General features: G+C 72.2%; 24 protein-coding genes and 1 pseudogene. 10 read left to right on the plus strand and 15 right to left on the minus strand.

Annotation, left to right across the window (positions count from 1 at the left end):
* Positions 1-73: 73 nt before the first annotated feature.
* Together ACFWPS_RS39510 and ACFWPS_RS39515 are read right to left on the minus strand one after the other, a co-directional pair.
* Positions 74-1693 carry a cation acetate symporter gene (locus tag ACFWPS_RS39510; RefSeq protein ID WP_383714811.1) on the minus strand — a complete coding sequence of 540 codons (1620 nt, stop codon included), beginning with the start codon at positions 1691-1693 and terminating at the stop codon, positions 74-76.
* Positions 1690-2046, minus strand: coding sequence for a DUF485 domain-containing protein (locus ACFWPS_RS39515; RefSeq protein ID WP_383714814.1), 357 nt, complete (start codon positions 2044-2046; stop codon positions 1690-1692). Before ACFWPS_RS39515 ends, ACFWPS_RS39510 begins: the two co-directional genes overlap by 4 nt.
* 348 nt (positions 2047-2394) lie before the next feature.
* Here ACFWPS_RS39515 and ACFWPS_RS39520 point away from each other — a divergent pair, with 348 nt between their 5' ends.
* From ACFWPS_RS39520 to ACFWPS_RS39535, 4 genes and pseudogenes are all read left to right on the plus strand, one after another.
* Positions 2395-3921, plus strand: a complete 1527-nt coding sequence (locus ACFWPS_RS39520; RefSeq protein ID WP_383714816.1) for a S8 family serine peptidase — start codon at positions 2395-2397, stop codon at positions 3919-3921.
* A gap of 66 nt (positions 3922-3987) precedes the next feature.
* Positions 3988-4391 (plus strand): annotated as a pseudogene (locus ACFWPS_RS39525) (peptidase S8); the annotation flags it as partial.
* Positions 4392-4434: 43 nt separating this feature from the next.
* Positions 4435-5883, plus strand: coding sequence for a CoA transferase (locus ACFWPS_RS39530; RefSeq protein WP_383714819.1), 1449 nt, complete (start codon positions 4435-4437; stop codon positions 5881-5883).
* A gap of 111 nt (positions 5884-5994) precedes the next feature.
* Entirely contained in the window at positions 5995-6996 is a 1002-nt protein-coding gene (locus ACFWPS_RS39535; RefSeq protein ID WP_383714822.1) for a CopD family protein, read from the plus strand.
* Between the two features lie 24 nt (positions 6997-7020).
* On the opposite strand, the gene ACFWPS_RS39540 is transcribed toward ACFWPS_RS39535, so the two are convergent.
* The 8 genes from ACFWPS_RS39540 to ACFWPS_RS39575 form a co-directional block, all read right to left on the minus strand.
* Positions 7021-8067, minus strand: a complete 1047-nt coding sequence (locus ACFWPS_RS39540; protein WP_383714825.1) for a zinc-dependent alcohol dehydrogenase family protein — start codon at positions 8065-8067, stop codon at positions 7021-7023.
* 36 nt (positions 8068-8103) lie between these two features.
* A complete protein-coding gene (locus ACFWPS_RS39545) occupies positions 8104-8778 on the minus strand; it encodes a lysoplasmalogenase (RefSeq protein WP_383714827.1) in 675 nt (224 codons plus the stop codon).
* Positions 8775-9641, minus strand: coding sequence for a sterol desaturase family protein (locus ACFWPS_RS39550; RefSeq protein WP_383714830.1), 867 nt, complete (start codon positions 9639-9641; stop codon positions 8775-8777). The genes ACFWPS_RS39545 and ACFWPS_RS39550 overlap by 4 nt, the downstream gene beginning before the upstream one ends.
* A gap of 100 nt (positions 9642-9741) precedes the next feature.
* Positions 9742-10455: a VIT family protein gene (locus ACFWPS_RS39555; protein WP_383714833.1), complete on the minus strand. Its 714-nt coding sequence runs from the start codon at positions 10453-10455 to the stop codon at positions 9742-9744.
* A 45-nt stretch (positions 10456-10500) separates the two neighbouring features.
* On the minus strand, positions 10501-11730 hold the full coding sequence (locus tag ACFWPS_RS39560) for an amidohydrolase family protein (protein ID WP_383714835.1): 1230 nt from the start codon (positions 11728-11730) through the stop codon (positions 10501-10503).
* Entirely contained in the window at positions 11727-13013 is a 1287-nt protein-coding gene (locus tag ACFWPS_RS39565; RefSeq protein ID WP_383714838.1) for an amidohydrolase family protein, read from the minus strand. The genes ACFWPS_RS39560 and ACFWPS_RS39565 overlap by 4 nt, the downstream gene beginning before the upstream one ends.
* Positions 13014-13044: 31 nt before the next feature.
* Positions 13045-13929, minus strand: coding sequence for an SDR family NAD(P)-dependent oxidoreductase (locus ACFWPS_RS39570; RefSeq protein ID WP_383714841.1), 885 nt, complete (start codon positions 13927-13929; stop codon positions 13045-13047).
* Entirely contained in the window at positions 13929-14732 is an 804-nt protein-coding gene (locus tag ACFWPS_RS39575) for an acetoacetate decarboxylase family protein (RefSeq protein WP_383714844.1), read from the minus strand. The genes ACFWPS_RS39570 and ACFWPS_RS39575 overlap by 1 nt, the downstream gene beginning before the upstream one ends.
* Positions 14733-14972: 240 nt before the next feature.
* Between ACFWPS_RS39575 and ACFWPS_RS39580 the strand changes: the two genes are divergently transcribed.
* The 5 genes from ACFWPS_RS39580 to ACFWPS_RS39600 all read left to right on the plus strand — a co-directional run bounded on the left by ACFWPS_RS39580 (position 14973) and on the right by ACFWPS_RS39600 (position 19772).
* A complete protein-coding gene (locus ACFWPS_RS39580) occupies positions 14973-15962 on the plus strand; it encodes a DEDDh family exonuclease (RefSeq protein WP_383714847.1) in 990 nt (329 codons plus the stop codon).
* A 113-nt stretch (positions 15963-16075) separates the two neighbouring features.
* Positions 16076-16309, plus strand: a complete 234-nt coding sequence (locus tag ACFWPS_RS39585; RefSeq protein WP_361284438.1) for a hypothetical protein — start codon at positions 16076-16078, stop codon at positions 16307-16309.
* A gap of 49 nt (positions 16310-16358) precedes the next feature.
* A complete protein-coding gene (locus tag ACFWPS_RS39590) occupies positions 16359-17156 on the plus strand; it encodes an SURF1 family protein (protein WP_383714849.1) in 798 nt (265 codons plus the stop codon).
* A gap of 70 nt (positions 17157-17226) precedes the next feature.
* On the plus strand, positions 17227-19011 hold the full coding sequence (locus tag ACFWPS_RS39595) for a glycoside hydrolase family 15 protein (RefSeq protein WP_383714852.1): 1785 nt from the start codon (positions 17227-17229) through the stop codon (positions 19009-19011).
* 5 nt (positions 19012-19016) lie between these two features.
* Entirely contained in the window at positions 19017-19772 is a 756-nt protein-coding gene (locus tag ACFWPS_RS39600; RefSeq protein ID WP_383714855.1) for an SDR family oxidoreductase, read from the plus strand.
* Positions 19773-19855: 83 nt separating this feature from the next.
* Here ACFWPS_RS39600 and amaP read toward each other — a convergent pair whose 3' ends face one another.
* The 5 genes from amaP to ACFWPS_RS39625 are packed head-to-tail and all read right to left on the minus strand — an operon-like array spanning position 19856 to position 22094.
* Entirely contained in the window at positions 19856-20434 is a 579-nt protein-coding gene (gene amaP, locus ACFWPS_RS39605; RefSeq protein WP_383714857.1) for an alkaline shock response membrane anchor protein AmaP, read from the minus strand.
* Positions 20435-20438: 4 nt separating this feature from the next.
* Complete coding sequence (locus ACFWPS_RS39610) at positions 20439-21047, minus strand: DUF6286 domain-containing protein (protein ID WP_383714860.1); 609 nt, start codon at positions 21045-21047, stop codon at positions 20439-20441.
* Positions 21047-21406, minus strand: a complete 360-nt coding sequence (locus ACFWPS_RS39615; protein ID WP_383714862.1) for an Asp23/Gls24 family envelope stress response protein — start codon at positions 21404-21406, stop codon at positions 21047-21049. Before ACFWPS_RS39615 ends, ACFWPS_RS39610 begins: the two co-directional genes overlap by 1 nt.
* The gene (locus ACFWPS_RS39620; protein ID WP_383714865.1) at positions 21403-21597 is read right to left on the minus strand and encodes a hypothetical protein; all 195 of its coding nucleotides are present in this window, start codon (positions 21595-21597) and stop codon (positions 21403-21405) included. The genes ACFWPS_RS39615 and ACFWPS_RS39620 overlap by 4 nt, the downstream gene beginning before the upstream one ends.
* 32 nt (positions 21598-21629) lie before the next feature.
* Positions 21630-22094 carry an Asp23/Gls24 family envelope stress response protein gene (locus ACFWPS_RS39625; RefSeq protein WP_089101589.1) on the minus strand — a complete coding sequence of 155 codons (465 nt, stop codon included), beginning with the start codon at positions 22092-22094 and terminating at the stop codon, positions 21630-21632.
* A gap of 87 nt (positions 22095-22181) precedes the next feature.
* Here ACFWPS_RS39625 and ACFWPS_RS39630 point away from each other — a divergent pair, with 87 nt between their 5' ends.
* Complete coding sequence (locus ACFWPS_RS39630; protein ID WP_383714869.1) at positions 22182-22877, plus strand: nucleopolyhedrovirus P10 family protein; 696 nt, start codon at positions 22182-22184, stop codon at positions 22875-22877.
* Positions 22878-22901: the final 24 nt, after the last annotated feature.

Below are 22901 nucleotides of genomic sequence, written 5' to 3' on the forward strand. Positions count from 1 at the left end.
CGATGCCACGAGGTACGACGCGGCCGCGTCGTAGGACTCTACGATCCCGTCGACGCGACCAGTCGTACGAAGCTCAGTGCGCTCCGGTACCTGTCAGGGACCGCACCTCCAGCTCCGCGTACTTCTCGGTGTCCGGGGCCTCCTTGGACAGCAGAGTGCCCACGACGCCGAGGAGGAATCCGACCGGGATCGAGATGATGCCCGGGTTCTCCAGCGGGAACCAGTGGAAGTCGACGCTCGGGAACATCGACGTCTCCTTGCCGGACACCACCGGCGAGAACAGCACCAGGCCGACCGCGGTGACCAGGCCGCCGTAGATCGACCAGAGGGCTCCGGCGGTGGTGAACCGCTTCCAGAAGAGGCTGTAGAGGATGGTCGGCAGGTTGGCGGAGGCAGCGACCGCGAAGGCGAGGGCGACCAGGCCGGCGACGTTCAGGTCGCGGGCGAGGGCGCCGAGAAGGATGGAGACGGCGCCGATGCCGACCGTGGCGTACCGGGCCGCGTTGATCTCCTGCTTCTCGGTGGCCTGGCCCCTCTTGATGACGTTGGCGTAGATGTCGTGCGCGAAGGACGACGAGGACGCCAGGGTGAGGCCCGCGACCACCGCGAGGATCGTCGCGAAGGCCACCGCCGAGATCGTGGCCAGCAGGATCGCGCCCCAGTTGGAGTCGACGCCGCCCAGGTGGAGGGCGAGGAGGGGGGCCGCGGTGTTGCCGGACTTGTTGGACGCGATGATCTCGTCCGGCTTGATCAGCGCGGCCGCGCCGAAGCCGAGGGCGAGGGTCATCAGGTAGAAGGTGCCGATCAGGCCGATCGCCCAGAGGACCGACTTCCGGGCCGCCTTGGCGGTGGGCACGGTGTAGAAGCGGATCAGGATGTGCGGCAGGCCCGCGGTGCCCAGGACCAGCGCGAGGCCGAGGGAGAAGAAGTCCAGCTTGGTGGTGCCGGTGGCGCCGTACTTCAGGCCGGGCTCCAGGAAGGCGGAGCCCTTGCCGCTGTTGTCGGCGGCCTTGCCGAGCAGGTCGGAGACGTTGAAGTGGAACTTGGCCAGGACCATGAGGGTCAGCAGCAGGGCGCCCGCGATGAGCAGCACGGCCTTGACCATCTGGACCCAGGTGGTGCCCTTCATACCGCCGATGGTGACGTAGACGATCATCAGGACACCGACCAGGGCGACGATGCCGATCTTGCCGCCGTCGCTGGTGATGCCGAGGAGGAGGGAGACGAGGACGCCCGCTCCCGCCATCTGGGCCAGCAGGTAGAAGATCGAGACGACGATGGTGGAGGTGCCGGCGGCGGTCCGGACCGGGCGCTGGCGCATGCGGTAGGCCAGCACGTCACCCATGGTGTAGCGGCCGGAGTTGCGCAGCGGCTCGGCGACCAGGAGCAGGGCGACGAGCCAGGCGACCAGGAAGCCGATGGAGTAGAGGAAACCGTCGTAGCCGAAGAGGGCGATGGCGCCCGCGATGCCCAGGAAGGACGCGGCGGACATGTAGTCGCCGGAGACCGCGAGGCCGTTCTGGAAGCCGGTGAACTGGCGGCCGCCCGCGTAGAAGTCGGCGGCGTCCTTGGTCTGGCGGCCCGCCCAGACGGTGATGACGAGGGTCGCGGCGACGAACACCGCGAACAGGGTGATGATCAGGGTCCGGTGCTCGCTGGCCGCACCGGCCGCCAGCGTGATCGCGGGGCTCATGCGCCGCCCTCCATCCGGGACTTGATGGCCTCGGCCTTGGGGTCGAGCTTGGCGGCGGCGTGCCGGGCGTACCACCAGGCGATGAGGAACGTGGTGAGGAACTGGGCGAGGCCGAGGACCAGGGCCACGTTGATGTTGCCGACGACCTTGGTGCCCATGAAGCCGTCCGCGTAGCTGGAGAGCAGGACGTAGAGCAGGTACCAGGCGATGAAGGCGAAGGTCAGCGGGAAGGCGAAGGAGCGGTAGGAGTGCCGCAGTTCGGCGAACTCCGGACTCTGCTGCACCTCGGCGAACTCCTCGCCGGAGGGGAGCCGGGTCTGCGTGTTCGAGGGCGGTGGTGTCTCGGTAGCCACGGAGTCTCCTCGCGATACGGACATGCGGATTGTGACCTCACAGACATTTGGATCACCCACCTGGAGTGACGTATCGACTCCGGTGAGTGAATCCGACGGGGGGCCTCGATCCTGCTGCGGCTCCCTCCCCAAGGTCACGGCGCCACGCGTGGACAGGTTCAACTCGCCCGGGTTCTTTCGGAAGTCGTCGGCGCAAGTCACCTCCGGTCATTGCTGGCCGGTGACTGCGGGAGATAACTTCGGCCCTGCACCACCCGTCATGTACCTGCCCAAGCGCCGCTCGCGTCTTGGGCGGTCCCGTTTTCGGCCGATGTTCTCGGCCGATGTTCCGGATGATGTGGAGACCCCATGGCTCATCTGCGTTCCAGACGTGGGCTGGCGCTCGCCGTCCCGGTGATCCTGTCGCTGACCGCCTCGCTCGGCCTCGTGCCGGCGACGGCTTCCGCGGTGCCGCTGACCGCCCGGGCGGCGTCGGCAACGGACGGGCCGAACCTGGCCTACGTCGTCAACACCAGGACGGACCACGACACGATCGAGTCGGTGCAGCGGGCGATCGCGCGCAACGGCGGCACGATCATCGCGACGTACGACAAGATCGGCGTGATCGTCGTGCACTCGGCGAACCCGGACTTCGGCGCGGCCATGCGCGCGGTGCGCGGAGTGCAGTCGGCGGGCGCCACCCGGACGGCTCCGCTGAGCGCCGCGGGAACCACGGACGAGGGTGCCGTACAGGTCCTGTCGAAGGCGGCGGCCGCGAAGGCCGAGCAGCGGGCGACCGCGGGCCAGGAGCCCCTTGAGGCCGACCAGTGGGACCTGCGGGCCATCGGCGCCGACAAGGCCGCCGCGATCAACCCGGGGAGCCGCTCGGTGACGGTCGCCATCATCGACACCGGCGTCGACGACACCCACCCGGACATCGCCCCGAACTTCTCCGCCTCGCAGTCCGCCAACTGCGTGGGCGGCAAGGCGGACACGACGTACGGCGCCTGGCGGCCGGTGGACGCCGCCCACTACCACGGCACCCATGTCGCCGGTGAGATAGCCGCCGCCCGCAACGGGATCGGCGTGGCGGGCGTGGCTCCCGGCGTGAAGGTCGCGAGCATCACGGTGGCCCAACCCGACTCGACGCAGCTGTTCTATCCGGAGAGCGTCGTCTGCGCCTTCGTCTTCGCCGCCGACCACGGCATCGAGATCACCAACAACAGCTACTACGTTGATCCATGGCTGTACAACTGCATGGACGACCCCGATCAGCGCGCCATCGTTGACGCGGTCAACAGGGCGCAGCTGTACGCCCAGCACAAGGGCACGCTCAATGTGGCCTCGGCGGGCAACTCGAACGACGACCTCGACGCGCACGCCCTCACGGACGACTCCAGCCCGGACGACTCGACGGCCACCCCCCGGACGGTCGATCCGCACGAGTGCTTCGACGTGCCGACCCAGCTGCCCGGTGTGGTCACCGTGAGCGCGGTCGGCTTCAACAACACGAAGTCGTACTACTCCAGCTACGGCCAGGGCGTCATCGACGTGGCGGGCCCGGGCGGCGACAGGTACCAGATCCCGGACACGCCGTCGCAGAACGGCCGCATCCTGTCCACCCTGCCGAACGACCAGTACGGCTTCCTCCAGGGCACCTCGATGGCGTCCCCGCACGTGGCCGCCGTGGCCGCGCTGCTGAAGTCGACCCACCCACACGCCACTCCGGCCCGGTTGCTGGCCCTCCTGAAGGCCGAGGCGGACAACCCGGGCTGCCCGTCCGGCCCGTACGACGGGGACGGCGACGGCGTCGTCGACGCCACCTGCGTGGGCGGCAAGCACGTCAACGGCTTCTACGGCTCCGGTGTCGTCGACGCGCTGCGCGCCGTCAAGTAGTCACCGCAGAGCAGGACTTCCCGCACGGCACGCCCGTTCCGCGAACGAGAGCTACGACCTGGCCTCATACCGACCCAGCTGCCGGGTGTCGTCACGGTCGCGGCGACCGGCGCGAAGGGCCTCAAGTCGTCGTTCTCCAACTACGGCCTCGGGGTCATCGACATCGCCGCGCCCGGCGGCGACGCGACGGGCTACCAGGCGCCGGCGCCCTCGGCCACCAGCGGCCTGATCCTGGGCCCGCTGCCGGGCGGCAAGTGGGGGTACATGGCGGGTACGTGTCAACCCATCCGCACGCCTCCGCCGCCCGGGTGAAGGCCCTGCTGTACGCAGAGGCGAGCGCCATGCCGTGCACCGACCCGTACGACATCAACGGCGACGGCAAGATCGACGCGGTGTGCGAGGGCTCCAAGAACCACAACGGCTTCTACGGCTGGGTCACCGCCGACGCACTGGCGGCGGTGACCAGGTAGGTACATACATATATTGATCCAGTCAATAATGCATAGTACAGTCATGACTGGAATCAAGTACGCGTGGTCCGCGCTGGGCGGCGATCCGTCGCTGCCCGCGCGGGTCACGACCGTGACGCGCGCGGGCACGCTTCCTGCGCACCTTCCGGTACGCCGGCTCGCCCGCGCCTGCGTCGGCGCGTGCGCGCTGGCCGCCGCCGAGCTGGGAGCGCGGCGGACCGGGGCCGCGGAGGTGCCCGGGGTCCGGGTGGACGACGGGGCCGTGGCGACGGCCTTCACCAGTGAGCGCCACCTGCTGGTCGACGGGCGGGCACCCGTGCAGTTCGCCCCGCTGTCCCGGTTCTGGCGCGCGGCCGACGGGTGGGTGCGCACCCACGCCAACTACCCGCATCACAGGGCCCGGTTGCTGGGCGCGCTGGGCCTGCCGGCGGACGCCTCCCCGGAAGATGCCGCCGCCCGGATCGCCGCGCGGCCCGCGCTGGAGGTGGAGGACGCGGTCTACGCCGCCGGCGGGCTCGCCGTGGCGCTGCGCTCGCCCGGGGAGTGGGCCGCGCACGAGCAGGCCGCCGAGGTGGCCGCGCGGCCCCTGATCGAGCGCGTCCGCCCGGACACGGCGCACGCGCGCGTGCTCCCGCCGCTCGACGCCTGCGCCGCTCCTCTGCTGCCCGCCGCCGGCCTGCGCGTCCTGGACCTGACCCGGGTCCTGGCCGGCCCGGTCGCCACCCGCACCCTCGGGCTGCTCGGCGCCGACGTCCTGCGGCTGGACGCGCCATGGCTGCCCGAACTCCCCGACCAGCACGCCGACACGGGCTTCGGGAAACGCTCGGCGACGCTCGGCCTGACGACGGACCGGGCGGCCTTCGAGGAGTTGCTGGCCTCGGCGGACGTCGTGGTCACCGGCTACCGGCCGGGCGCCCTGGACCGGCTCGGCCTCTCCCCCGAGGCACTGGCCGAGCGGCGGCCCGGGCTGGTCGTGGCCCAGGTGTCGGCGTGGGGTGCCTACGGGCCGTGGGGCGGGCGGCGCGGCTTCGACAGCCTGGTCCAGGTCGCCACGGGCATCGCGGAGATCGAGGGTTCGGCGGACCGGCCGGGCGCGCTGCCCGCACAGGCGCTGGACCACGGCACCGGCTATCTGCTGGCGGCCGGCGTGCTGCGGGCGCTGACCGAGCAGTCCTACGACGGCGGCAGCAGGTTCGTACGGCTGGCTCTGGCGCGGACCGCACGGTGGCTCATGGAGGAGTTGGAGGGCGAGAAGGCGGAGGGGGAGGTGGAGTCCGGGCCGGAGGACGGCGAGCCGTACGAGGGGCCGGACGCCTGGCTCGGCGAGACGGACAGCGCGCTGGGGCGGCTGCGGTACGCGCGCCCTCCGTTGTCCTTCGCCGGCGGACCGGCCGACTGGGCACGGCCGCCGGTGCCGTGGGGGGCGGATCCGGCCCGCTGGGGATGGTCACCCGGTCCGGAGGTGAGACCGGACGCGGCTCGCCGGGTGTGATCGCGCAGGCCGGGGCGGCCGGAAACGTACGAATGGGTGGTATGCCGTTCCGCCAGCTGTTTTCCTGTACTTGCCCGCTTCTGTCATGGCTGGTGGAGATCAGGGGGGCCGTTGACACGACCGACCGCCGAGGTTGCCGCGAGCGGCCCCGCGAGACGCCCGGGGACCTGGCGGGCCGTCGCCGTCCTGGTGCTGGTGGCGGTGGCCGCGCTGGTGCCGCTGCTCGGGCCGTCCGTGGCGCTGCGGGGCACCGGGGAGGCCGCCGCGCCGGGAGTGGGCGGCATCGCCTTGCTGCGCGGGGTGCTGTTCGCCGCCCTGTGCGTGCCGTCGGGTGAGCTGTTCGTGGACCGGCTGGCGCGCCGGCTGCCGGACCCGCCGCCCGAACGGCCGGCCGGCTGGGCGGTGTTCGCGGCCGTCGCCGGTTTCGTCGCCGCGCTGGGGCTCGCGTCGGTCGTGTCGACGGGCAACCTGGTACCGCGTTCTCTCGCCGACATCGACGTGGGCGGCCTGTACCAGTCGCGCGACGGCAAGTTGGCGCTGATCGAGGTCAACGCCTTTCTGCTGGCCGGTCTGTGCGCCCGCTCGCGCCGCCCGGCCGCCCAGGCGTGGCCGCTGGCGGCGGTGGCCGTCGCCGAGGCGCTGCGCGCCCATCCCGCGCCCGAGCACCACCCGTTGCTCGGCGCCTCGCTGACACTGGTGCATCTGACGTGCGCGACGCTGTGGGTGGGCGGTCTGCTGCACGCGCTGCGCATGCTGCGCCGGTGGCGCGGCCGGGAGGCCGGGGCGGCGCTGCTCGGTCTCTACGCGCGTGTGGCGGGCGTACTCCTCGCGGCCATCACCGCGACGGGCGTGTGGAGTTCGCTGCGGCGGATGCCCGTGGGCACGGTCCTGGACCAGCTGACGACGACGGCGTACGGGCGCACCCTGCTCGCCAAGGTGATCCTCGTCGCCGCCGTCGCCGTGCTGGCGCTGTGGGCCCGGTTCCGGCTGCGCCGGGCGGCCGACCCGCTGACCGCGTACGTCCCCGCGCGGGCCGAGGTGGCCGTGCTGGGGGCGGTGGTGGCGGTGTCGGGGGTGTTGACGGCGCTGCCGCTGCCGATCAGGTGGACTTGATCAAGTATTGATCGGCATGTTGATTCAGTCGTTGGTGACGAGCACCTTCAGGGCGGTGCGCTCGTCCATCGCCTTGTAGCCGTCGGGCACGCCCTCGATGCCAACGGTCAGGTCGAAGACCGGCGAAGGGTCGATCGTGCCGTCGAGTACGTCGGGCAGCAGGTCGGGGATGTAGGCGCGGACCGGGGCGACGCCGCCGCGCAGCGCGATGTTCCGGTCGAACATGACGCCGAGGTCCAGGCCGGTGCCGCTGCCGTGCGGGACGCCGACGAAGCCGATCGCGCCGCCGTCGCGGGTGATCTCGACGGCCGTCCGCATGGACTGCTCGGTGCCCACGGCCTCGACGACGGCGTGCGCGCCCTGGCCCCGGGTGAGTTCGCGCACGGCGGCCACGGCCGCGTCCCCGCGTTCGGCGACGACGTCGGTGGCGCCGAAGCGGCGCGCGATGTCCGTGCGGACCTCGTGCCGGCCCAGCGCGATGATCCGCTCGGCGCCCAGCCGCTTGGCAGCGAGCACGGCGCACAGGCCGACCGCGCCGTCGCCGACGACGGCGACCGTGGCGCCGGGCCGGGCGCCCGCGCCGAGGGCCGCGTGGTGGCCAGTGCCGAGCACGTCGGAGAGGGTGAGCAGAGCGGACAGCAGATGGTCGTCGGAGGCCGCGTCCTTGGGCAGCCGGACCAGGGTGCCGTCGGCGAACGGGACGCGCACCGCCTCGCCCTGGCCGCCGTCGTACCCCACGGCGCCCCAGAAGCCGCCGTGCTCGCAGGACGTGGTCAGGCCCTCGCGGCAGTAGTCGCAGACGCCGTCGGACCACATGAACGGGGCGACCACGAGGTCCCCGCGCCGTACGGTGCCCACCTCGGAGCCGGTCTCCTCGACGACGCCGAGGAACTCGTGCCCGATGCGCTGCCCCGGCTGCCGGGCCGCCTCACCCCGGTACGCCCACAGGTCGCTGCCGCAGATGCAGGCGCGCAGCACCCGTACGACGGCGTCGGTGGGCAGCTGCACCACGGGCTCGGGCACGTCCTCCACGCGCATGTCGAACGGGGCATGGATGGTGGTGGCACGCATGGCGAGGGTCCTTCTCGTGCGGTGTCGTGGGTGCGCTCAGGGGGTGGTCGAGCGCACTTCACGGTACGCCGTGGCCGGTGCGGGCCGCGCGTCGAGGGTGCCCCGGACCAGCAGGAACTGTGCCACCGCGTAGGTGAGCATGATCCAGAAGCCGGGGCGCGGCAGCTGCGGCCAGTCGGCGACGCCGGTCGCGATCAGCGTGTCGGAGAGCATGAAGAGCGCGCCGCCGATCCCGGCGACCGGGCCGAGCCGGGTGGCGGCGGTGTACGCCATGGCCGTGAGCAGGGTGCTGTAGCCGGCCACGGGGACGCGCAGGCCGGCGGGCAGGTCCGGCCACAGCAGGGCGACCAGGGTGACGAGGGCGGCCGCGTAGGCGAGGGCGAGGAGGCGCGCACGCGCGTGTGGCGGGCCCTGACGGCGGACGCGGCGGAAGAGGACGAGGTAGCAGACGTGCCCGGCGGCGAAGGAGGCCATGCCCGCCATGAAGGCAGGGTCGGCGTCGGAGAGGAGCAGGACGTCGCCGCCCCAGCCGCACAGCAGGGCGGCGACGAGGAGCCGTGGAGCACCCGCGCGGGCCGCGGACGCGGCGAGCAGGGGCATCAGGAGCACCTTGGCGGCGGCATGTCCGGTGTGGAAGCCGGCGGCCAGGCAGGCGAGGTCGAGGACGACGGCGAGGGCGAAGGCGGCGAGCAGCGCCCGGGACGCTCTCATGCGGCCACGGACTCCTCGGCCTGCTCCACGGCGGGCGCCGGCGCCCAGCCCGGTCCCCCGAACACCCGCCCGGCCCGCTCCCGCCAGCTGCGCGCGGCCCTGATGTCCTTGGCGATGGCGAGGTACTCGTGGGTGGCCACCCTGACGGGGTTGAACGTGTTGATGTTCTTGGTCAACCCGTACACGGGCCGCTCGACCTCGGGCACCCAGGACCCGAACAGCCGGTCCCAGATGATCAGGATCCCGCCGAAGTTGCGGTCCAGGTAGCCGCCCTGGGAGGCGTGGTGCACGCGGTGGTGGGACGGCGTGTTGAACACGAACTCGAACCAGCGGGGCATCTTGTCGATGCGTTCGGTGTGGATCCAGAACTGGTAGACGAGGTTGGCGGACGAGCAGAAGGCGAGCGCGGCGGGGTGCACCCCCACTGCGACGAGCGGGACGTAGAACGGCCAGACGGTCAGCGAGGTCCAGGGCTGGCGCAGCGCGGTGGAGAGGTTGAACTTCTTGCTGGAGTGGTGGACGACGTGGCAGGCCCACAGGATGCGGATGACGTGGTGGCCGCGGTGGGACCAGTAGTAGAAGAAGTCCTGCGCGAGCAGCATCAGCGGGACCGTCCACCACAGGACGGGAACGCGCAGCGGGGTCAGTTCGTATATCGCCGTGTAGATCGCGACGATCGGGATCTTCCACACGAAGTCGAAGACGAGCGACCCGAGCCCCATGCCGATGCTCGTGGCCGCGTCCTTGGCCTGGTATCCGGCGGCATCGTCGTCGGGATGGATGCGGTAGCTGATCACCTCGATCACGGTGAGCAGCACGAAGGCGGGTATCGACCACAGCACGACATCGGGCAGGTTCGGCATGGGGGCACCGTAGAACCGCCGGTCGGCCGCGGCTAGACGTTGTTACCCACAAGTATTACCTGCGGTATGCGCTTGCTTGTTGGCGATCTCCGCCAATGAGCTAGACCCCGGCCGCCCCCAGCAGGGTCCCCGCCGCGTAGGTGACCCCCATGGCCAGCGCCCCGCCCAGGACGTTCCGCAGCACCGCCGGACCCGCCGCGGCCGCTCCCAGGCGGGCGCTGGCCCAGCCGGTCAGGACCAGCGCCGCCAGCACCGAGCCCACCGTCACCGGGAGCCGCCAGCCGGAGGGCGGCAGGACCATCGCGAGCAGCGGGAGCAGCGCCCCCACCGTGAAGGCGAGGAAGCTGGCGAGGGCCGCGTGCCAGGGGTTGGTCAGCTCGTCGGGGTCGATGCCCAGTTCCACGCGCGCGTGCGCCTTCAGGGCGTCGCGTTCCGTCAGCTGGCCCGCCGCCTCACGGGCCACGTCCCGGGACAGGCCGCGCCGCTCCAGCAACTCGGTCAGTTCCTCCAGTTCCGCCTCTGGCTGCTCCTTCAGCTCCCGCTTCTCCTGCGCCAGTGCGGCGAGCTCGGAGTCTCGCTGGGTGGACACCGAGACGTACTCCCCCGCCGCCATCGACATGGATCCGGCGAGCAGACCGGCCAGGCCCGCCGTCAGCAGGGCGTTGCGGTCGGCCGTGGCGCCCGCGACGCCGACGACGATGCCCGCCGTCGACACGATGCCGTCGTTCGCGCCCAGTACGGCCGCACGCAGCCAGTTCAGCCGGGAGCCGAGTGCTCCCCCGTGGGCCTCGTTGTCGTGCGTAGGTTCCGTCACAGCAGGGAGGATCGCACCCCGAGGCCCATGGGCGCCGTACCGACGTCACCAGACCCGTACCGAGGCCCCTCGGGCGAACACCGGGCTCGTCGCGTCCGCAGGCGGGTCCGGCAGCGGCTCGGCGATCTCCGCGACCGTCGGTCCCACCTTGGCCGCGATCGGGTCCAGGAGGTCCAGGTCGAAGCCGTACACGCGGGCCGCGTTGCCGCCGAGCATCGCGGCGAGTTCGTCGCGCGGGACGCCGGCGAAGGCGAAGCGCAGGCCCTCCCTGGTGTACGGGTACGTTCCCTCGTCGTGCGGGTAGTCGCTGCCCCACATGATCTTGTCCACGCCGATGCGGTCGCGCAGCGGCACCTCGTGGGGGCGCATGAAGCTGGCGCCGACGAAGCAGTTCTCGTGCCAGACCGAGGACGGCGGTTCGCCCATCGCTTCCGCCAGGCCGACTCCGAACTTCGACTCGGCGGTCGTCGCCTTCGTGGCCGCCGCCAGCATGCGGCCGTGGTAGTAGTCCAGCATGGCCAGGACCCCGGGTATCCAGCCGGAGCCCTGTTCGGTCAGGACCAGTCTCAGGTCCGGGTGGCGGCGGAAAGCGCCGCCGAAGACCAGGTGCCAGAGCGCGCGGTGCGAGAACCAGGTCGTCTCGACCATGAAGACCGCGCGGGCGGCCGGTTCGTCGCCGAGCGGCGGGGAGGCCGAACCCGCGTGGTGGTTGACGGGGACGCCGAGTTCCGCGCAGACGGCCCAGATCGGGTCGTACACGCGCGCGTGCAGTTCGGGCAGGCCCGAGCCGGGCGGGGTGCCGGGGAGCATCAGACCGCCTTCCAGGCCTGCCCCGGCCGCCCGGCGGATCTCCTTCACCGCCTCCTCGACGTCGTTGAGGAGGATCTGGAAGACGCCCGCCCGGCGGCCCGGAGCTGCGGCGCAGAAGTCGGCCAGCCAGCGGTTGTGGGCGCGCAGGCCCGCCCAGCGCCGTTCGAACTCCGCCGCCGTCGGCGCGGGGGCCATGAGCGAGCCGGACGGGAAGAACGGCGGGATGGTGTTCGGGAAGATCACCTCCGCGACGATCCCGTCCTCCTCCAGCTCCGCGAGCCGCCGCGCGGAGTTCCAGTTCCGGTCCGCCGAGTCGGCGAGCAGGTCCTCGTACGGGTTGACGTACGTCGCCGCCCACACGTCGAAGTCGTCGTGGTAGCGCTTCTCCAGGTAGGGGCGGTAGTCGAGGAGGTCCGCCCCCGCGTGGCAGTCGGCCGAGATCACCGTGTAGCGGTCGTCGCTCACGACGTCACCCCCAGGGTCGGGAAGTCGTTGCCGGTCAGCCAGTGGCGGCCCACCTCGCGCGAGCGGGCCCAGGAGGCCTGCACGGCGGCTTGGTCGGCCTGCTGGCCGAGGTCGGAGGGGGTGGGCCCGATGCGGCGGGCCAGCGGGGTCAGGCGGTCCACGTCGAAGCCGAAGACCTCGGCCGCCGCGAGGCCCAGCATCCGGCGGGTCTCGGCCACCGGGATGTCGTGGAAGGTGCTGCGCAGCCACGCGCGCGTGTCGGGCCAGGTGCCCTCGGGATGCGGGAAGTCGCTGCCCCAGAGGATGTTGTCGACGCCGATCTCGTAGCGCTGGGCGAGTTCCCGGCGCTTGGTGTTGGTGGCGCAGACGAACACCTGGCGGTCCAGGTACTCGTGCGGCGGACGCCGCAGTTCCTCGAACGGCGAGAGTTTCTTGCCGCCGTGCGCGCCGAGGTAGAGGCGGTCCATGAACCACAGCAGGTTCGGCAGCCACCAGCAGCCCGACTCGGCGACGCCGAAGCGCAGTCCGGGGTGGCGTTCGAACACGCCGGACCAGAGCAGGAACCACAGCGGGCGGGCCGGCCACCACGTCACCTCGCTGACGTAGATGCCGAGATGGTCGCCGTACTCGTGGCGCGGGGCCGCGCCGGAGTGGGTGAGGACCGGCATCCCGCACTCGGCGGCGGCCGCCCAGACGGGGTCGTAACGGCGGTCGTGGTAGGGCTCCTTGTCGACCCACATGGAGGGGATCATCAGGGCGCCGAGACCGGACTCCTTCGCACGGTGGACCTCGGCGACGACCCGGTCCGTCGGGGCCGTGACCGGCAACAGGGCCACCCCGCAGTGCCGTTCGGGGTTCTCGGACACGAAGTCGGCCAGCCAGCGGTTGTGGGCCCGGGCGCCCGCCATGCCCAGCTCGGGGTCCTGGTCCCCGGACAGGCCGAGGCCCACCCCGAAGGGTGCCGCCGTCCGGCTGTCGACCGCGTCGGCGTCCGGGAAGACCACCTCGGCGGCCACCCCGTCGCCGTCCAGCTCCTTCAGGCGCTGCGCGCTGTCCCAGCCGCCGCGCAGCCCCTCCTCGTTGTCCTGGAACCACTTGGCCGCGAACGCCTCGTTGCGGATGCCGAGCCGGGTCATCTCCTCCCGGCGGCGGTCGCGCCCGGCGAGGAACTCGTCGAAGTCCCGGTGGAACCGGGCGTCCAGATAGGGCCGGTACTCCTCGGTGGGCAGCCCGGCGTGGCAGTCCGAGGAGATGATCAGGTATGGGTCGTCGTACGCGGTCACCACTGCCCCCTGTTCAGTCCGTTCAGTCCGTTCAGTCCAAGATGAAGCTCTCGAGGTACGACGGGTTCGCCCGGTCCAGCATCGACCGGGCCCGCGCCCTGATCTGGGCGTCGCTGTGCTCGCTGGGCGGCAGCAGCCAGAAGCGGTCCGCGCGGATGCCCGCCACGACGGACTCGGCGACCTCCTCGACGGGCGTGAAGGCGACCTCCTTGCCCGCCTCGCGCATCGCCGCCTCCCACTGGTCGAGGCTGCGGTACGGCGTCCTGCGCGGCCGTTCCTTGGCGTAGCGGTCGGGGCGGTTGCGGTGCGACTCCCACAGGCCCGTGCGCAGCATGTGCGGCCCCGGGAAGAGCACCGAGGCGCCCACGCGCGCGTGCTCCGCCCTGAGATGCGCGTACAGGGACTCGGTGAGCGTGACGACGGCCGCTTTCGTGACCGCGTACACGGAAGCCGTGGGCAGTGGCGCGATACCGCCGTCGCCGGAGGATGTATTGACCACATGACCGGGTTGACCCGACTTGATCATCCTCGGCACGAAAGCCTGGACGCCGTGGAAGACGCCCCACACATTGACCTCGAACGCCCACTTCCAGTCGTTCGGTTCGTGCTCCCACATGCGGCCCTCGGCGCCGGAACCGACCCCGGCGTTGTTGCACAGGACGTGCACCGCGCCGTAGGCGTCGTAGGCCGACTCGGCCAGTTCCAGAACCTGTTCGCGGACGCCGACGTCGACCACGCGCGCGTGCACGTCGGCACCCTCCGCGCGCAACCCGTCGGCGGCCTTCTCCAGGGCGGCCGGCTCCACGTCGGCGAGGACCACCTTCAGCCCTTCGGCGGCGAACCGCCGGGCCATCGCGAGCCCGATCCCGCTCGCCGCGCCGGTGACGACGGCGACCTGCCCTTCGTGCAGCTCCATCAGACCCCGCTCCCTTCGCTGCCCTCCGGAGGCGCGTCATGGATCTGGCGCGGGTCGTCGTAGCGCTGGTGGACGTACGGCAACAGGGCCTGGGCGTCGACCCGTTCGGCGACCCGGCCGCGCTGGTCGCTGGTCTTCTCGCCGAGGGTGAGGTCCAGCAGGCGCAGCACCGGCAGGTCGGCGACGGGGTCGTAGGCCGACTCGCGGAGGATCACCTCCCCGGTGACGCGCTCCAGCCGGCGGACCTTCTCCTCGCGTACGCAGTGCACCAGCAGCGGGTCGCCGTCGAAGCCCGAACCGTCCACCGCCGGGAGGAACTTGAAGTAGAAGTCGGTCTTCGGGGCGGGCTCGGGCAGCGGCAGCGGGCCGTCGACCGTGCCGCGCACCTCCACGAAGGCGACGCCGTGGCGGGCGAGGACCGCACGGACGGCGGAACCCTCGCGCTCGACGGTGACCTCGCCCAGCTTCTTGGGCTCGCCGAAGACCTCGCGGCCGCCGGTGAGGGCACGCTCGTGGGTCATCGGCATGACCAGCGGGTACCAGCCCTCGACCGTGCCGTGCGCGGCCGCGACCGCGAACGAGCCCGCGCCGAGCGGGTATCCGGGCAGTTCGACCTTGCTGATGCTGACGCGGGCCAGGGGCCGGCCGGCCGGCTTCAGCGGCGGCGGCAGGACGGCCGCGACCGCGTCCGGGTCGGTCTCCCAGACGGCCACCACCCCGGTGGACCAGACGTCGGGGAGCTTCGTGGTGCGCGCGGCCGCGATCTCCGCCTCGGTCCGAGCGCCGTACCGTACGCGTGCCATCCGCCGTACCGCCCTTCCGTCGACCACCGGCTGCGTCGCGTCGGCGCGGAGTCGTCGCGTCTGCGCGCCGGGCGGGGAGCACGCTTGCACCGGGCGACGAAAAGGTCCATAGCCACGCGAAGGGCAATCAGGGCGGACGGGCAGTCGCGGCGGACGGGCAATCAGGACATTCGAACGGGCGGCTGCGGCAGGCGACCTGACGCACCGGGCTGTCGGTCCGGGCCCGTATCCTCAATGACCATGCTCGAAGACCGTACGACCACAGTGTCCCCCGGCACCCCGTGGCCCGCCGCATACCCCAAGGGGTATGCCGTCGTCGACGTGGAGACCACCGGACTGGCCCGGGACGACCGGATAATCAGCGCGGCCGTCTACCGGCTGGACGAGCGCGGCGAGGTCGAGGACCACTGGTACACGCTGGTCAACCCCGAGCGGGATCCGGGTCCCGTGTGGATCCACGGTCTGACGAGCGAGGTGCTCGAAGGCGCGCCGCTCTTCACCGACATCGCCGAGGAGTTCTCGGCCCGGCTGGACGGCCGGGTGCTGGTCGCGCACAACGCGGTCTTCGACTGGCAGATGATCGCGCGGGAGTACGCGCGGGCGAAGGCCGAGGCCCCGGTGCGGCAGCGGCTGTGCACGATCGCGCTCTCCAAGGAGCTGGGCCTGCCGCTGCCCAACCACAAACTGGAGACCCTGGCCGCGCACTTCGGCGTCGTACAGCGGCGGGCGCACCACGCGCTGGACGACGCGCGGGTGCTCGCGGAGGCGTTCCGGCCCAGCCTGCGGGCCGCGGCGGCGGGCAACGTACGGCTGCCGCTCCTTGAGTGCCGGCCGCTGACGGAGTGGTCGGACACGCCCCGCATCGGGCAGCAGGCGAGCGGGGGCCACGGCGGGTACCGGCCCACCAGCTGGCGGCCGTCCCGCAAGCGGCCGGCGTGCCCCTACCCGAACCCGGGACGGTACGAGGACGGCAAACCGCTGCGGCAGGGCATGCGGGTGGCGTTCTCCGGGGACACCTCGATCGACCGGGAGCTGCTGGAGGACCGGGCCGCCGAGGCCGGTCTGCACGTCTCCACGAGCATCTCGCGGCTCACGAGCCTGCTCGTCACCAACGACCCCGACTCGGGCACGTCGAAGGTCCTCAAGGCCCGTCAGTTCGGGACGCCGGTCGTCGACGAGGCGGCCTTCGGGCAGCTGTTGCGGGACGTGGCGCCTGCGACGGAGAAGTGATCGCAGCGGCAGGCCGTACACCCGTCCGCACGGGCCGTACGGACGGGTGATTGCCGTACGACTCGCCCGGCGCCCGCTCGCCCCCGCGCGGCCGACCGCCCACCCTGTGCCCCATGGCGAAATGCGAAGTCTGCGGCAATGACTACGGAATGACCTTCGAGGTGCACGCACAGGGCGCGGTCCATGTGTTCGACTGCTTCTCCTGCGCGATCCACCGCATGGCCCCGCTCTGCGAGCACTGCAAGGTCTCGATCATCGGGCAGGGCGTCGAGGCCGAGAACCAGTGGTACTGCGGTGCCCACTGCGCCCGTGAGGCGGGGAAGGCGGGCATCGTCGACCGCGTCTGACCCGGTACCCGCCCGATCGCGCCCCACGACCGAGTTGTACGGTCGTGGGGTGTACCGCTTCCTGTTGACCCGGCAGTGGGTGATCCTCACCCTCATCTCGCTGCTTCTCATCCCCACGATGATCCGCCTGGGGATCTGGCAGAAGCACCGGTACGAGGAGCGCAGCGCCCGCAACCAGCTGGTCGCCGAAGCACTCGGCGCCAAGCCGGTGCCGGTCGAGCAGGTGACCGAGCCGGGGCACGCCGTGACCCGCAAGGAGCGGTACCACACGGTCACCGCGACCGGCACCTTCGACACCGCCGACGAGGTCGTCGTCCGCCGCCGTACCAACTCCGACGACGAGGTCGGCTATCACGTCCTCACCCCCTTCGTCCTGGCCGACGGCAAGGTGCTGCTGGTCAACCGGGGCTGGATCCCGTCGGACGGCCCGAGCCAGACCGCCTTCCCGAAGATCCCCGCTCCGCCGGCCGGCAAGGTCACCATCCAGGGCCGGCTGATGCCCGACGAGACCACCGCGGCGAGCGGCATCAAGGACCTCAAGGGCCTGCCCGACCGGCAGACCATGCTGATCAACAGCGAGGAGCAGGCCCGTCGGCTCGGCAAGCAGGTGCTCGGCGGCTACATCGAGCAGACGGCGCCCGAGCCCAAGGGCGACACCCCGGAACAGATCTCCGACCCGGGCAAGGAAGACGCCCCGCTGAACTACGCGTACATGATCCAGTGGTGGCTGTTCGCCGCGGGTGTCCCCTACGGCTTCTTCGTGCTGGTCCGCCGTGAGGCACGCACGCGTGCGGAGGCGGCGGCGGAGCAGGAGACGGCCGAGGAGGCGGAACCGGCCGCCGTCTGAGCGCCGTGCCGCGTCACTCCCCCGGCCCACCCCCTGGTTCGAGCCCCGACCGGGCGGGAAACCGGGTCCCGTGGACCGACGCATCGAGGACTACGCGCTCATCGGCGACGAGCAGACCGCGGCCCTGGTCGGCCGGGACGGCTCCATCGACTGGCTGTGCCTGCCTCGCTTCGACTCCGCGGCCTGCTTCGCAAGGCTCCTGGGCGACGAGGACCACGGCCACTGGCGGATCGCCCCCGACGGCGCCACCACCTGCACCAGGCGCGGCTACCGGCCCGACACCCTGGTCCTGGACACCGAGTGGGAGACCGCCGGGGGCACGGTCCGCGTCACCGACCTGATGCCCCAGCGCGACCGCGCGCCCGACGTCGTACGCATCGTCGAGGGCGTCAGCGGCCGCGTCACCGTGCACAGCACGCTCCGGCTCCGCTTCGACTACGGCTCGGTCATCCCGTGGATGCGCCGCTCCGGCGGGCACCGGGTCGCCGTCGCCGGGCCCGACTCGGTGTGGCTGCGCAGCGATCCGTCCGTGCGCACCTGGGGCGAGGACTTCGGCACGCACTCGGAGTTCACCGTCGCCGAGGGCGAGCGGGTCGCGTTCGTGCTCACCTGGCACCCCTCGCACGAGCCACGCCCGCCGCTCGTGGACCCGTACGAGGCGCTGCGCACCAGCGTCACCGACTGGCGGCGCTGGACCGCCCGCTGCACCTACGACGGCCCCCACCGGGACACGGTCGTGCGCTCCCTGATCACCCTCAAGGCGCTCAGCTACGCACCGACCGGCGGCATCGTCGCCGCGGCCACCAGCTCGCTGCCCGAGGAACTGGGCGGGGTGCGCAACTGGGACTACCGCTTCTGCTGGCTGCGCGACTCCACCCTCACCCTCGGCGCCCTGCTCGCCGCCGGCTACCACAAGGAGGCCGAGCGCTGGCGCGACTGGCTGGTCCGCGCGGTCGCCGGCGACCCGGCGGACCTGCAGATCATGTACGGCCTCGCGGGCGAGCGCCGGCTGCCCGAGTTCGAGCTGCCCTGGCTGCCCGGCTTCGCCGGCTCCGCTCCCGTACGCGTCGGCAACGGCGCCGTCGACCAGCTCCAGCTGGACGTGTACGGCGAGGTCATGGACTCGTTGTCGCTGGCCCGCACCGCCGGTCTGCCCACCAAGCCGCACATGTGGGCCATCCAGTGCGCGCTGATGAAGTTCCTGGAGAAGGTCTGGCGGCAGCCGGACGAGGGCCTGTGGGAGGTCCGCGGCGGCCGTCGGCACTTCGTGCACTCCAAGGTGCTGGTGTGGGTGGCCGCGGATCGCGCGGTGCGGACCCTGGAGGACCACGCGGAGTTCAAGGGCGATCTGCAGGGCTGGCGCGCGCTGCGCGACGAAGTGCACCGGGAGGTGTGCGAGAAGGGGTTCGACCCGCAGCGCAACACCTTCACGCAGTACTACGGCTCCCGCGAACTCGACGCCTCCCTGCTGCTGATCCCGCGCGTCGGCTTCCTGCCGTCGGACGACCCCCGGGTGATCGGCACGGTGGACGCGATCCGCGACGACCTGGGCCACAGCGGGTTCCTGCGCCGCTACGACACCGACGCGATCGGCGTCGACGGGATGCCGGGCGGCGAGGGCGCCTTCCTGGCCTGCTCGTTCTGGCTCGCCGACGCGCTCCACATGACCGGCCGCACCGACGAGGCGAAGGAACTGTTCGAACGGCTGGTGGGCCTCGTCAACGACGTGGGGCTGCTGTCCGAGGAGTACGACCCGGAGACCGGGCGTCAGCTGGGCAACTTCCCGCAGGCGTTCAGTCACATCGGGCTGGTGAACACCGCCCTCACGCTCTTCGACGGCGAGAAGGCAGGATAGGGGCCATGGATCTTGGACTGAAGGACCGGGTGTACGTCGTCACCGGAGCCACCCGCGGGCTGGGCCACGCGGCCGCGCGCGAGCTGGTCGCCGACGGGGCGAAGGTCGTGGTGACCGGACGGGACGAGAAGCGGGCCGACGACGTGGCGGCCGAGCTGGGGCCCAACGCCGTGGGCGCGGCCGTCGACAACGCGGATCCGTCGGCGCCGGAGCGGCTGATCGCACTCGCGCGTGAGCGTTTCGGAGGGTTCGACGGCATCCTCGTGAGCGTGGGCGGACCTGCGGCCGGGTTCGTCGCGGACAACACGGACGAGCAGTGGCAGAGCGCGTTCGAGTCGGTGTTCCTGGGGGCCGTACGGCTCGCCCGCGCGGCCGCGGCGGAGTTGGAGGACGGCGGGGTCATCGGGTTCGTGCTGTCCGCGTCCGTGTACGAGCCGATTCCCGGGCTGACGATCTCCAACGGGCTGCGGCCGGGTCTTGCCGGGTTCGCCAAGTCGCTGGCGGACGAGCTGGGGCCGCGCGGGATCCGGGTGGTGGGGTTGCTGCCGTCCCGGATCGACACGGACCGGGTGCGGGAGCTGGACGCCATGTCCGCCGACCCGGAGGCGACCCGGGCCGAGCACGAGTCGCGGATCCCGTTGCGGCGGTACGGGACGGCGGAGGAGTTCGGGCGGGTGGCGGCGTTCCTGATGTCTCCGGCCGCGTCCTATCTGACGGGGATCATGGTGCCTGTGGACGGGGGGATGAGGCACGGGTTCTGACGGTCGGTTGTCGGGTGCGGGTTGTGGGGGCTGGTCGCGCAGTTCCCCGCGCCCCTAAAGAGGCGCCTCCGTGGACGGCGTTTTCAAGTGACCCTCTCCGCACGGTGTTTGACTGACGTCAGTCGGACTTCTGCGGGGAGTTTCTTCAGCGCGGCTGAGTTCCGGGCGTGTGTCAGTGCCTGGTTCGTCAGGTCCGTCAGAGCCTCCTCCGGGGCCACGTCCGGTTCCAGTTGGAGCCACACCCGTACCTCCGGTGCCGTGCGGGTGCCCCGTAGGACCGCCTGGGCGTGGGAGACGCCCTGCTGGTTGGCCGCGTCCGTGGCCAGGACCGTTTCCAGGGCCCTGCCGCGCAGCAACGCGCTCTCGCCGTCTCCCGTGTCCACCACGACCTCGGTCAGACGGCGTCGGCGCAGTTGTGCGGTCAGCCACCAGAGGGCGAGCAGGACCAGGACGGCCAGCGCGGCCAGGACCGTCGGCCACCACCAGCCCGCGTCACGCCAGTGGGTGCGCTCGGCCGTGCTGAGCAGGACGTCGTGGCGGCCGTGGTGGATCCACCAGGACGGGGACGGGGCGCCGAGGCCGACGGCCAGGACCGAGCCGCCGAGGGCGAGGAGCAGGAGGCCCGCGAGGGCGATCAGTACGCGGTTGACGGTGCCGAGCACGGCGTCACCCCTTCCGGCCGGGGCGGATCACATGGAGGGTCAGGGCGGGTGGACGGGCCAGCCCCATCGCGCGGATCGCGTCGGTCAGGGCCGCCTCCAGGTCGCCCCGCACCTCGTCGAGTTCGCGGAAGTGGGAGACGGCGAGGACGTGGGCGCGGGAGCGGCGCAGCCGTACCCGCACCCGGCGCACGCCCGAGATCTCCATGGCCCGGTCGCGCAGCAGCAGGGCGGCCGCGTCACGGCGCAGCCCGGCGCGGACGTCCGGGTGGGTGCGGCGCATGGGCAGGAGGTCCCGCAGGCCGGGAGTGACGGCCAGGGTCAGCAGCCACAGGCCGAGGGCGGCGGCGATGCCCGCGCCCACCAGGACCCAGGTGTCGTCGAGGGGCTGCGCCGCGAGCCGGCGGGCCAGTTCGCGGCGCCAGCGCATGGCGGGGTGGTGGGCCCGTACGGCCGCGATGTCGTACAGGAAGGCGCCCGCGATCACCAGGACGAGCACCGCGACCAGGGTCGCGGGGACCCGGCGCGGGGACCAGAAGCGCGGCTCGTGGCCGGCCGGGGACGCGGCCGGTGGTGGCGGTGGCTTCTCGATGACCGGTGTCTGCTCGGTGCTCATCACGCCCTCCCCTGGGTCTGGGCCGGGTGCAGCCGTTCCACGTGGACGGCGACCTCCGGCACCTCCATGTCCACCAACGCGCCTACCCGCTCGACCACATGCCGACGCACGGCCGCGCACCGGGCGCCGATGTCGGACGGGTAGTCCAGTTCGAGGTGGACCCGGACGCGGGCCGTGTCATGGTGCGTGACCACGGTGGCGTGCGGGGGTACGGCGTCCTTCGGGAGGGGGCCGAGCGCCTCGCGGGCCGCCTGTGCGGCGATCTTGGCCACGACCCGGTCGGCGATCCGGATGGCGCCGCGCTCGCCGGGCGCCACGACCGTCGGAGCGCCCTGCGTCTCACCACTCGCGGAGCTCATCGCCGACGGTCACGCCGGTCGTCGCGACTGCGGAAGAAGTCGCCTAGTTCGATGTCCCCCTCCGCGAACCGGCCTACGACGAACCCGATGGCCCCGAGCGCCGCCACCAGCAGAAAGGCGCCGAACCCGCCGAAGTACCCGGCGAAGCCCAGCGCCATGCCGGCGATCATGCCGACCACGGCCATATTCATGGTGCGCTCCCCTCAGCGGTCCCGGTCAGCGGTCACTGGAGCCGGGACTCCGGCTCCTCTTCCTCTTCCTCCGGAAGCTTCACATCACTCACCGCGATGTTGACCTCGACCACTTCGAGCCCGGTCATGCGCTCCACGGCCGCGATCACGTTCTCCCGGACCGCGCGGGCCACGTCGGCGATCGACACGCCGTAGTCCACGACGATCTCCAGGTCGAGCGCGGTCTGCACCTCGCCGACCTCGGCCTTCACGCCCCGGCTCACGGACTTGGAGCCGCCGGGCACCCGGTCGCGCACGACGCCGAACGTGCGGGCGAGGCCGCTGCCCATCGCGTGCACGCCGACCACGTCCCGGGCCGCCAGTCCGGCGATCTTCTCCACGACTCCGTCGGCGATCGTCGTCCGCCCCCGGGTCGCCGGGTCGCCGCCGCCGCGCCTGACGGTCTTCCGGGTCTGTACCGTCGGGTCCTTCTCGGGCTCCGCCGCCATCTCGGTCATCGCCGTGCGTCCCTTCCCGTCGTCGTCCTGCGACCACGGTACGTGCGGATGTCCTGTCGTGCCCCGGAGATGCGGCAGGCTGGAGCAATGACGGCGGACCGAAGGACGGACACGGTAGGGCACCCCCTGGGCTTCGGCAGGCTGCTTCCCCTGGGCGGCCCGCGGGACGGGGCGTGGCTCTCGGAGGCGGCGGCGGACGCGGTGCTGCGGCGGGCGGCGGCCGAGGTGTCGCAGGTGCGGCTGGGTACGGTGCGGATCGCCCTGGCGGATCCGGCGGACGTGGCGGAGGCCGTCGTACCCTCACCGCCCGGTGCGGTACCGCCGGGGCCGCTGCGTCTTTCGGCGGACTTCGCGGCGACGGCCGCCGAGCCCCTGCCGACGACGGCGTCCCGGCTGCGGCGGGCGCTGGCCGCGGCCACGGAACGGCTCGGGCTGGCGGTGACGGAGGTGGACCTGCGGGTGACCGACCTGCTGGAGGAGGAGCCGGCGGCACCGGAGGCGGTACGTGCGCCCCGGCCGCCGTCGGTCCGGGAGGGGGCGGATCCCGAGGGGGCCCGGGTGACGGCGGCGGCGCTGGCGGTGCCGGGGGTGGCGCGGGTGACGGGGGCGCTGAGCCGGGAGATCCACGTCGACGCCGCGCTGCCACGCCGGCATGTGCGGGTGGAGGTGGCGCTGACCGACGGCCCGCGGGCCGTGGAGGTGGCCCGACGGGTCCGTGCGGCGGTCGGCGAGGCGCTGGCGGATCGGCCGACGGTAGCGCTGGTGGTGACAGCTGTCGAGTGACTGCCGACCGTGCGGGCCGGTGGG

Origin of the sequence: Streptomyces sp. NPDC058457 (assembly GCF_042720695.1) — a bacterium.
Taxonomy (GTDB): Bacteria; Actinomycetota; Actinomycetes; order Streptomycetales; family Streptomycetaceae; genus Streptomyces.